The sequence below is a fragment of the Nitrococcus sp. genome, from assembly GCF_059432795.1.
This window is the reverse complement of record NZ_JBXWZQ010000103.1, coordinates 39,027-47,358: the sequence shown is the minus strand read 5'-3', so window position 1 is coordinate 47,358 and position 8,332 is coordinate 39,027. Positions and strand designations below refer to the sequence as shown.

Annotated in this window: 4 protein-coding genes and 1 pseudogene; 2 read left to right on the top strand and 3 right to left on the bottom strand. The window is 65.3% G+C overall.

Annotated elements, in window-relative coordinates:
* On the bottom strand, positions 1–829 hold an 829-nt coding region (locus AC52Q4_RS07775; protein WP_495536227.1), incomplete at its 3' end, for an aldo/keto reductase.
* Between the two features lie 219 nt (positions 830–1,048).
* Here AC52Q4_RS07775 and AC52Q4_RS07770 point away from each other — a divergent pair.
* Together AC52Q4_RS07770 and AC52Q4_RS07765 are read left to right on the top strand one after the other, a co-directional pair.
* A complete protein-coding gene (locus AC52Q4_RS07770; protein WP_495536226.1) occupies positions 1,049–2,599 on the top strand; it encodes a DUF2868 domain-containing protein in 1,551 nt (516 codons plus the stop codon).
* Positions 2,599–4,119, top strand: coding sequence for a DUF3482 domain-containing protein (locus AC52Q4_RS07765; protein WP_495536225.1), 1,521 nt, complete (start codon positions 2,599–2,601; stop codon positions 4,117–4,119). Before AC52Q4_RS07770 ends, AC52Q4_RS07765 begins: the two co-directional genes overlap by 1 nt.
* A gap of 202 nt (positions 4,120–4,321) precedes the next feature.
* Here the strand turns inward: AC52Q4_RS07765 and AC52Q4_RS07760 are convergent, their stop codons facing one another.
* The gene (locus AC52Q4_RS07760; protein ID WP_495536224.1) at positions 4,322–4,906 is read right to left on the bottom strand and encodes an exopolysaccharide biosynthesis protein; all 585 of its coding nucleotides are present in this window, start codon (positions 4,904–4,906) and stop codon (positions 4,322–4,324) included.
* Positions 4,907–5,209: 303 nt separating this feature from the next.
* Positions 5,210–8,292: pseudogene (locus AC52Q4_RS07755) on the bottom strand (error-prone DNA polymerase).
* Positions 8,293–8,332 lie beyond the last annotated feature (40 nt).

Here is an 8,332-nt window from a genome sequence, read left to right as displayed (position 1 = left end):
GGAGCCAGGCGAGCGCGCTCTGCGCCGTCGAAATACCGCGATCGGAGGCCACGGCCTGATTCGCGCCGATCACGGGGTAGTCCACCTGTTGTCCCAGGCTCCAGAGTTTGATTTTCTCATCCGCGCGTGCCCGCAGCGTCCTGCCTTCGCTGCCGGGCGGGCGGGTGCCGGCGAGCACGCCGCGGGCGAGGGGACTCCAGGGAATCACTCCGATGCCCTGATCGGCGCATAGCGGCAGCATCTCCCGCTCCTCCTCGCGGTAGATCAGGTTATACATGGGCTGCATGCTCACAAAACGGGGCCAGCCGCGCCGCTCCGCCGCATGCTGCGCCTTGGCAAACTGCCAGGCGAACATGCTGGAGGCGCCGATGTAACGGGCTTTGCCAGCCTTTACGATATCGTGCAGCGCCTCCATCGTTTCCTCGATGGGGGTCTCATAATCCCACCGGTGAATCTGATAGAGATCCACGTAGTCGGTGTGCAGCCGACGCAGCGAGGCATCGATGGCATGCATAATATGCTTGCGCGAGAGCCCGCGCCGGTTGGGGCCCTTGCCCATCGGCATGAAAACCTTGGTGGCGATGACAACCTCTTCCCGGGTTGCGAAGTCGCGCAGAGCATGTCCCAATACCTCCTCGGAAAGGCCATCGGAATACATATCGGCGGTGTCGAAAAAATTGATGCCCAGCTCCAGGGCCCGGCGGATGAAGGGACGGCTGTGCTCCTCATCGAGGACCCACTCGCCCCAGGCAGGCGAGCCATAGGTCATTGTCCCCAGGCAGATACGAGAGACCTCGAGACCGGTGGAGCCGAGATGGCGGTAGTCCATTGCATGCCTCCGAGCAGAAACGGTATATAAAGCGGTTCTCACCTTACGCCGCGGCCCGCTGGGAACCAAGATGGTAAAGACCTCTGGCACGGCAACGCCGATATCGGCGAGCGCACTTGTGCGGCGGCGCAGGCAGGCCCGGTTCGCGGGCGGCCCGGCGGCCGCCGTGAATCGTAGGGCACGGCCTGCCTGGCGCCGCCTGAGTTATAGGGCATCACCATGAATGAAAGTAACGTCGCCGAGCGCCCGATCCTAGCGGACCTGGTGGATCTGAGCGTCCAGGTGGATCGCGACGCGGATCTCAACCATTCCGAGCTTCGCCGTCGCGATCGGGCCATCGGTCAGCAGTTCGCGGACCTTTCCGGCAAGCCCCGCGACCAGCTTCGGCAGTGGTTGCGGGAGACGAATCGGCAGCGACCCACGCAAGCCGGCGATACCGCCGTGAGGACGCTCCGCCGGATGGGGCTGGTTGTGGCCCTATTGGGGCTGCTCATCGGTTGGGGCGCCGCGTTGGGTATTTTCTCCTACGACGGCACGCGACCGGTCAATGTCGTGAACGTCCTCGCCGCCTTCGTCGGCGTTCAGCTGCTTCTTCTGCTTTTGACCGCGATCGTGGTTTTGCCGAGGAATCTGCTGCAGCGGGTGCCCGGCGCGCGGCAGGTACAGGATGTCATCGGATCGCTGAGCCCCGGTCGACTCGTCGGCATTGCGGCGCGTTACCTGCCCGCCGAGCATCGCCTCTCTCTGGAAGCCGCCTTGGGGCGCCACAAGGCGAGTCATTTGGCCTATGGCCACGTGCAGAAATGGCTAATCCTGCGCTATTCGCAGATTGTCGCCGTGGCGTTCAACGTCGGCGCGCTGGCCGGCTGCCTCTATCTGGTCACCGTCTCGGATCTGGCTTTCGGCTGGAGCACCACGCTCACCGTCGATTCGCAGAGCTTCCATGCGCTGATCACCGATCTCGCCTGGCCCTGGCGGGCCTGGCTGCCCGGCGCGGTTCCGTCCCTGGAGATCATCGACGCCACCCGCTACTTCCGCTTCGATCACGGCATTCTTCCCAATGCCCCGGGCGATTCGCCGGATGTCGTCGTGCTCGGTCAATGGTGGCCGTTCTTGCTCATGGCGATCGCCTGCTACGGCCTCCTGCCTCGGCTGGGCCTTTTCGCCCTCGCTCACTGGCGCCTGGACGAGGCGCTGAAAACCGCGCTTGTCCATGCGCCCGGCGCCCTGCAGATTCTCGACCGGATGAACCGTGCCTTCATCGAGACCGCGGCGACCGAACCCGAAGTGCACATGCAGTACAGCTCCTTGAAGGACGCACCGTTTCCCGCGCCCGGCTTGGATCGCAACACCCCGAGCGCCTATCTGATCAACTGGGCCGGAATCAGTGCCGACGAGGAGCAATTCGATCGCCTGTTCCAACGGACCATGGGGGTGGCGGTCGAGCGGATGCTCTATGCGGGGCGAATGGATTCGCTTGATGAGGATGAGCAGACGATCGACGCCGTGGCAAAGGCGAAGCACAATCCCGACATTCTCGTGGCGGTGAAGTCGTGGGAGCCGCCGCTGCTGGAATTCATGGATTTCCTGGATGCCTTGCGCGAGGCGGTGGGCTCCGAGCGATTGATCACCGTGACCCCGATCATGTTCGATCACAAACGCGAGTTCGTCCCGGCCGATCCGGACGATCTGGACGTGTGGAAGAAACGCTTGCAGAGTCGTGGCGATTCTCGCATGGACTTCCTTCCCGTGTCTGCAGAGGCCGCCTGATGTCCGCTCCTGCTTTCGCTGTCGTGGGCCATCCCAACAAGGGTAAGTCCAGTATCGTTGCCACGCTGGCCCAGGACAACTCGGTGCAGATATCGCCCATTCCGGGCACTACGGTCAAATGCCGGCACTTCCCCATGAAAGTGGACGGCGAGGTCCAATACATCCTGGTGGATACCCCCGGTTTCCAGCGCGCAAGGCAGGCCCTGGCCTGGATGAAAGCGCGTGCCACGAGCGCCGCCGAGCGGATGGCCGTCGTTCGGCAGTTCGTCGAGGAACATGAAAAATCCGGGCGCTTCCCGGATGAGTGCGAGCTGCTCAAACCCTTGATCGACGGTGCCGGCATCCTGTACGTGATCGATGGCTCACGCCCCTATGGGGAAGAATACGAGGCCGAAATGGAGATCCTGCGCTGGACCGGCCAGCCGAGCATCGCGCTGATCAACATGATCCGCAACGACAGCTACATCGACGAGTGGAGCGCGGCGCTCGAGCAGTACTTCAAGATCGTGCGTGTGTTCAACGCCGTCACCGCCGAGTTCCAAAAGCGTCTGGAGCTGCTCAAGGCGTTCGGTCAGCTGAAGCAGGAATGGCGGGCGCCGTTGGCCCGCGCCGTGGCGACGCTCGAGGAGGATCGCCGGGCCCGGCGAAAGCGCGGGTCGTACGCGATTGCCGAGATGCTCGCCGAGATGATCACGTTGACGGTCGCCAAGCGGATCGCCGCCGATGAAGACCCGACGGCCAAGGAGGCGAGCCTTGCCGAAGAATACCGCAGCAAGCTGCGCCGCCGCGAGCGACAAGGGCGCCGCCAGATCGAGAAGATCTATGACTACGAGGACCTCAAGCGCGAGGAGACGGAGATCGAGGTCATCGAGCAGGATCTCTTCTCGCTGGAAAGCTGGAACATGTGGGGGCTCAAGAAAAACCAGTTGATCGCCACCGGCGCGATCAGCGGCGCCGCGCTGGGCTCCGGCTTCGATCTCGCCGTGGGCGGGGCCTCGCTGTTGCTCGGCGCGGCGATCGGCTCGGTGGTTGGCGGCACCTCGGCCTGGTTCTCCTACAAACGCATCGGCGAAGTGAAGATTCTGGGTCTACCGCTCGGCGGCCAGGAACTGCGCGTCGGCCCGGCACGTAACCTCAATTTCCCCTACGTCGTGCTTGGCCGAGCCCTCTACCACCACGCCGCCGTCATGCATCGCACCCACGCGCAACGCGACGTGCTCTGCCTCGATACCACCGCTGAAGACGCCAGCGCCCGCTCCATCGCCGAGTCCCAGCGCAAAAAGCTCGAGCGGGTGTTCACGCGGCTCAGAAACTCCGATAACGGCAACTACGAGCCGGTGCTCCTGGAGCAGCTTGCGGAGATCATCGACGAGATAACGGTCAAATTTACCCAGAGCGCGCCGGCCACGACGCCGTCCTACGGCTCGGCGAACGCGGAGCCGCCCGCGGCGCAAACCCAAACAGCACCCGGTCAGCCGCCATCGCGCACGGCGGCGGGCTCCCAACGCCCCGTGGATTGACCAGCGGTTTCCACCCGGACCGAGGCGATATCAGCAATCCCGCGCTTTACTGCGCCGCGCGATCTGGCCACATCGACGGTCTCGCTTGCGTGGCAGGCTTTACTGCGCGGCCGGACTTTAACAGCGGAAGGCGCAGGCGCTTTGCTGCCGTCTGCGCTTTTTCGCCTCCGCTGACGTGCGAGGACACCTCATCGCGAATCGTTCAGGCGAAACCGTAAAGAACGGTTCCGAACGTCGCGGCTGTAAAAAAGTAGGCGAACAACGCCAGCAGGCCGTCGTTGGCGATCAGGGCAAGGCCGAAAGCGGCGATGGCGAGACCGGCCACGGCGGCGCTGAACGGCACGAGTTCCATGAGCGGCATGGCGGCCGCAATGAGGACGCAGGTGAGCGCGATGGCGTAGGTTCCGAGGCTTTGGGTGAACATCATGAGGCGGGGCCGCAGCAACCGATCGACGGACCGCGCCGGCCGGTGCAGCCACTGCAGTGTCCTCTGAATCTTGCCTCGTGCCACGGAACGCTCGACCAGCCAGCGCGGCAGCCAGAAGTAGCGCCTGCCAAAGAGCAATTGTCCGGCGGTCAACAACCCGAATATTCCCATGACGATCGGCACGCCCGGGATGCCCCCGATGACCGGCACCGCGCTGCCAAGCCCTGCGAGCAGCAAAATTGGCCCAAAGGACCTGCGCCCCACCGTCTCCATGATCTCGCGCAGCGAAACTTGACCACTCCCCTCTGCGGCCTCGTCGATGCGCTCGAGCAGCTGCTCCAGATTGTTGAGTTCTTGCATTGTGATTAGCTCCTGTCGACTCAGGGCGGGCAGCGCGCCCCGGGGCGCTATCGAAAAACGCGCCGCCGTCGCGTTTTCATTGGCTGGGGCACCCCATGCCGCCCGCCGCTAAAGCGTGGCCAGATTCAAGCACCACGAGCGCGGTGGAAGCGGGACTGGCTGGGGGCTGAGGCGGCAGGGAATGTCCGCCGAGCCGCGTGTCAATTGCCACCCTGCCCGGATAGGCAGACAACCCGAAGGGCGGCATGTTCCCGTCGGCCGCATTCAAAGGCCGCCGGCAGAGCGCGCCCCAAATGGCCGCCTTCACTGAAAATCCCGGCTCCTCGTGCGCAATGCGCCCAACAGGTGCGTGTGGTCCTCCAATCGCCCGGCGATGAGATGCGCGACCTCACCACGGCGATCCCAGACGCCGATCGCCCCCAGCAGACGCGCCCCCGCCACGATCCTGCGAAACCGATCCACGATGCGCTTCCAGACCACGACGTTCACCATGCCGGTCTCATCCTCCAGGGTAATGAAAACGATGCCGTTGGCGGCGGACGGACATTGCCGGGAGATGACGAGGCCGGCCGCGCGCACCAGGCGCTTGTTGCCGATCTCCCGCAGCGCCGACGCCGTGCGAAAGTGATGGCGTTCGAGCCGGGGGCGCAGCAGCGCCATGGGGTGGCGGCCGAGGCTAAGGCCCATGGCGTTATAGTCAGCGACAAGGTCCTCGGCCTCGGTAGGCGCACGCAGGAAGGAGCGAGGCTCTGCCATTTCCACGTCCTCGAACACGGGCAGATCCTGTTCCACGCCGAGCACCTGCCACCAGGCATCACGGCGGTGCCCGGCAAGCGCTGCCAGGGCCCCGGCACCGGCCAGGGCTTTGAGATCGCGCCGCGAGAGCCGCGCCCGGCGGGCCAAATCCTGCACCTCGCGAAACGCTCGGGTGGCGCGGGCCTGGACGATGCGCTCGCCGCCGGCGGCCGAGAGCCCCTTGACCAAACGCAACCCAAGACGCAGCGCCAGCCGCTCGCCATCGGGCTCCAGCGTGCAGTCCCATTCGCTGCGCATTACATCCACGGCCCGCACCTCCACGCCGTGCTCACGGACGTCGCGCACAAGCTGGGCGGGCGCATAGAAACCCATGGGCTGACTGTTGAGCAACGCGCAAGTGAAAGCGGCGGGCTCGAAACATTTGAGCCAGGCGGAGACGTAGACCAGCAACGCGAAGCTCGCGGCATGGGATTCCGGAAAGCCGTATTCGCCGAAGCCCCGGATCTGCGCAAAGATACGCTCGGCGAAATTCTTTCTATAGCCACGCTCACGCATGCCGCGCAGCAGCCGTTCACGGAAGTGACCGAGCCCGCCCCGGCGGCGCCAGGCGGCCATGGACCGGCGCAGCCGGTCCGCCTCGCCGGGGCTGAATCCGGCGGCCGCCACGGCCAGTTGCATGACTTGCTCCTGGAAAATGGGCACTCCCAGAGTGCGCGCCAGCACGCGCTCGACCTCGGGGCTCGGATAATCGACCGCCTCCAGTCCCTCCCGGCGGCGCAGGTACGGGTGCACCATATCGCCCTGAATAGGGCCGGGGCGGACGAGAGAGATTTCGATGACAAGATCGTAGAAGTTTTGCGGTCGCAGGCGCGGCAGCATGGCCATCTGGGCTCTGCTCTCCACCTGAAACACACCCACCGTATCGGCGCGCGAGATCATCTCGTAGACGGCCGGCACCTCGGCCGGCACGCTCGCCAAGCTCAGCCGGCGGCCGCGATGGCGTTCCAGCAGATCAAAGCTCTTGTGGATGGCAGTGAGCATGCCAAGCGCCAGGCAGTCCACTTTCAACAAGCCCAAGGACTCCAAATCGTCCTTGTCCCATTGGACAACGGTGCGCCCCACCATGGTGGCATTCTCGGTGGGCACCAGCTCCGCGAGCGGCCCGCGGGAAATCACCAAGCCGCCGACGTGTTGGGAGAGATGACGCGGAAAGCCGAGCAGCTGCCGGGCCATGCGCAGCACCCGGCGAAGCAGCGGATTGCCGGGGTCGAAGCCCGCCTCGCGCAGCCGCTCCTCATCAAGGCCCCCGCCCTCCCAGCGCTGCACGGCGCCGGCGAGCCGCCCCAGCTGGTCCTCGGCCAACCCGAGCGCCCGGCCGGCGTCGCGCAGGGCGCTGCGGGGGCGGTAAGTGATCACCGTGGCCGCGAGCGCCGCCCGGGAACGACCGTATTTGCGGTAGACGTACTGGATGACCTCCTCGCGGCGCTCGTGCTCGAAGTCCACGTCGATATCCGGGGCCTCGTCGCGCTCCCGGGAGATAAAGCGCTCGAAGAGCAACGAGGAACGCGCGGGATCCACCTCGGTGATACCAAGGCAGTAGCACACCGCCGAATTGGCGGCGCTGCCGCGCCCCTGGCAGAGGATGTTCCGCTCACGGGCATAGCGCACCACATCGTGTACGGTGAGAAAGTAAGGCTCGTAGCGCAGCTCGGCGATCAGCGCGAGCTCGTGCTCGAGCTGACGGCGCACCGGCTCGGAAACCCCCGCCGGCCAGCGGCGTTTCGCGCCTGCCTGCGTGAGATGGCGCAGCCAGGCACTGGGAGTGTAGCCCTCGGGCACCAGCTCCTCGGGATATTCGTAGCGCAGCTCGTCCAGCGAGAAAGTGCAGCGCTCGGCGAGGCGCACCGTCTCGGCGAGTAACGCCGGGGGTACAGCCGGGCCAGGGCGAGGCGGGAGCGCAGGTGACGCTCGCCATTGCTGTATACGCCCCGACCGATCTCCGCCAGCGGCTTGCGAAGCCGGATGGCGGTGAGGGTATCTTGCAAGGCGCGGCGGCCGCGACGGTGCATGTGCACGTCGCCGCAAGCCAGCCGCGGCAGACCGGCGTACCGGGCGAGCCTGGCGCTGCGCTCGAGGCGCCCGGCATCGAAGCCATCCAGCAGTTGATTGACGCCGATCCAGCCCCGGTCGCCGAAGCGATCGGCGAACCAAAGAGCCTCCCGATCCGTGCTCGACTCCCCGATGAGCAGGATGGCGAGACAGCCCGGCACTGCCTCGTCCAGATTGTCCTTGGTTAGCCGATAACGCCCTTTCGGGGCCAGTGAGCGGCCCAAGCTGATCAGGGCACACATCTGCGCGTACGCGCGCCGGTTCGGGGCAATCAGAACCAGCCTCGGCCCATCGGCCAAGCGCAGCTCGGTACCGATCAGCAACCTCAGCCGAGTCTCTTTGGCCGCCATGTGCGCGCGCACGAGCCCGGCCACCGAGCACTCATCAGTAATGGCGAGGGCCTCATAGCCCAGCTCGGCGGCACGGATAATCAGCTCTTCGGGATGCGAGGCCCCGCGCAGAAAGCTGAAGTTGGTCAGGCAATGCAGCTCGGCATAGGGCGGCGCTGAGATATTCGGCATGGCGATCCGACCGTCTCGATGGTACTGTATAAATTATCAG

Bases quoted from the DNA above. Each gene is read 5' to 3' on its own strand.
- AC52Q4_RS07770 (WP_495536226.1), top strand. From the start codon at position 1,049: ATGAATGAAAGTAACGTCGCCGAGCGCCCGATCCTAGCGGACCTGGTG.
- AC52Q4_RS07765 (WP_495536225.1), top strand. From the start codon at position 2,599: ATGTCCGCTCCTGCTTTCGCTGTCGTGGGCCATCCCAACAAGGGTAAG.
- AC52Q4_RS07760 (WP_495536224.1), bottom strand. From the start codon at position 4,906: ATGCAAGAACTCAACAATCTGGAGCAGCTGCTCGAGCGCATCGACGAG.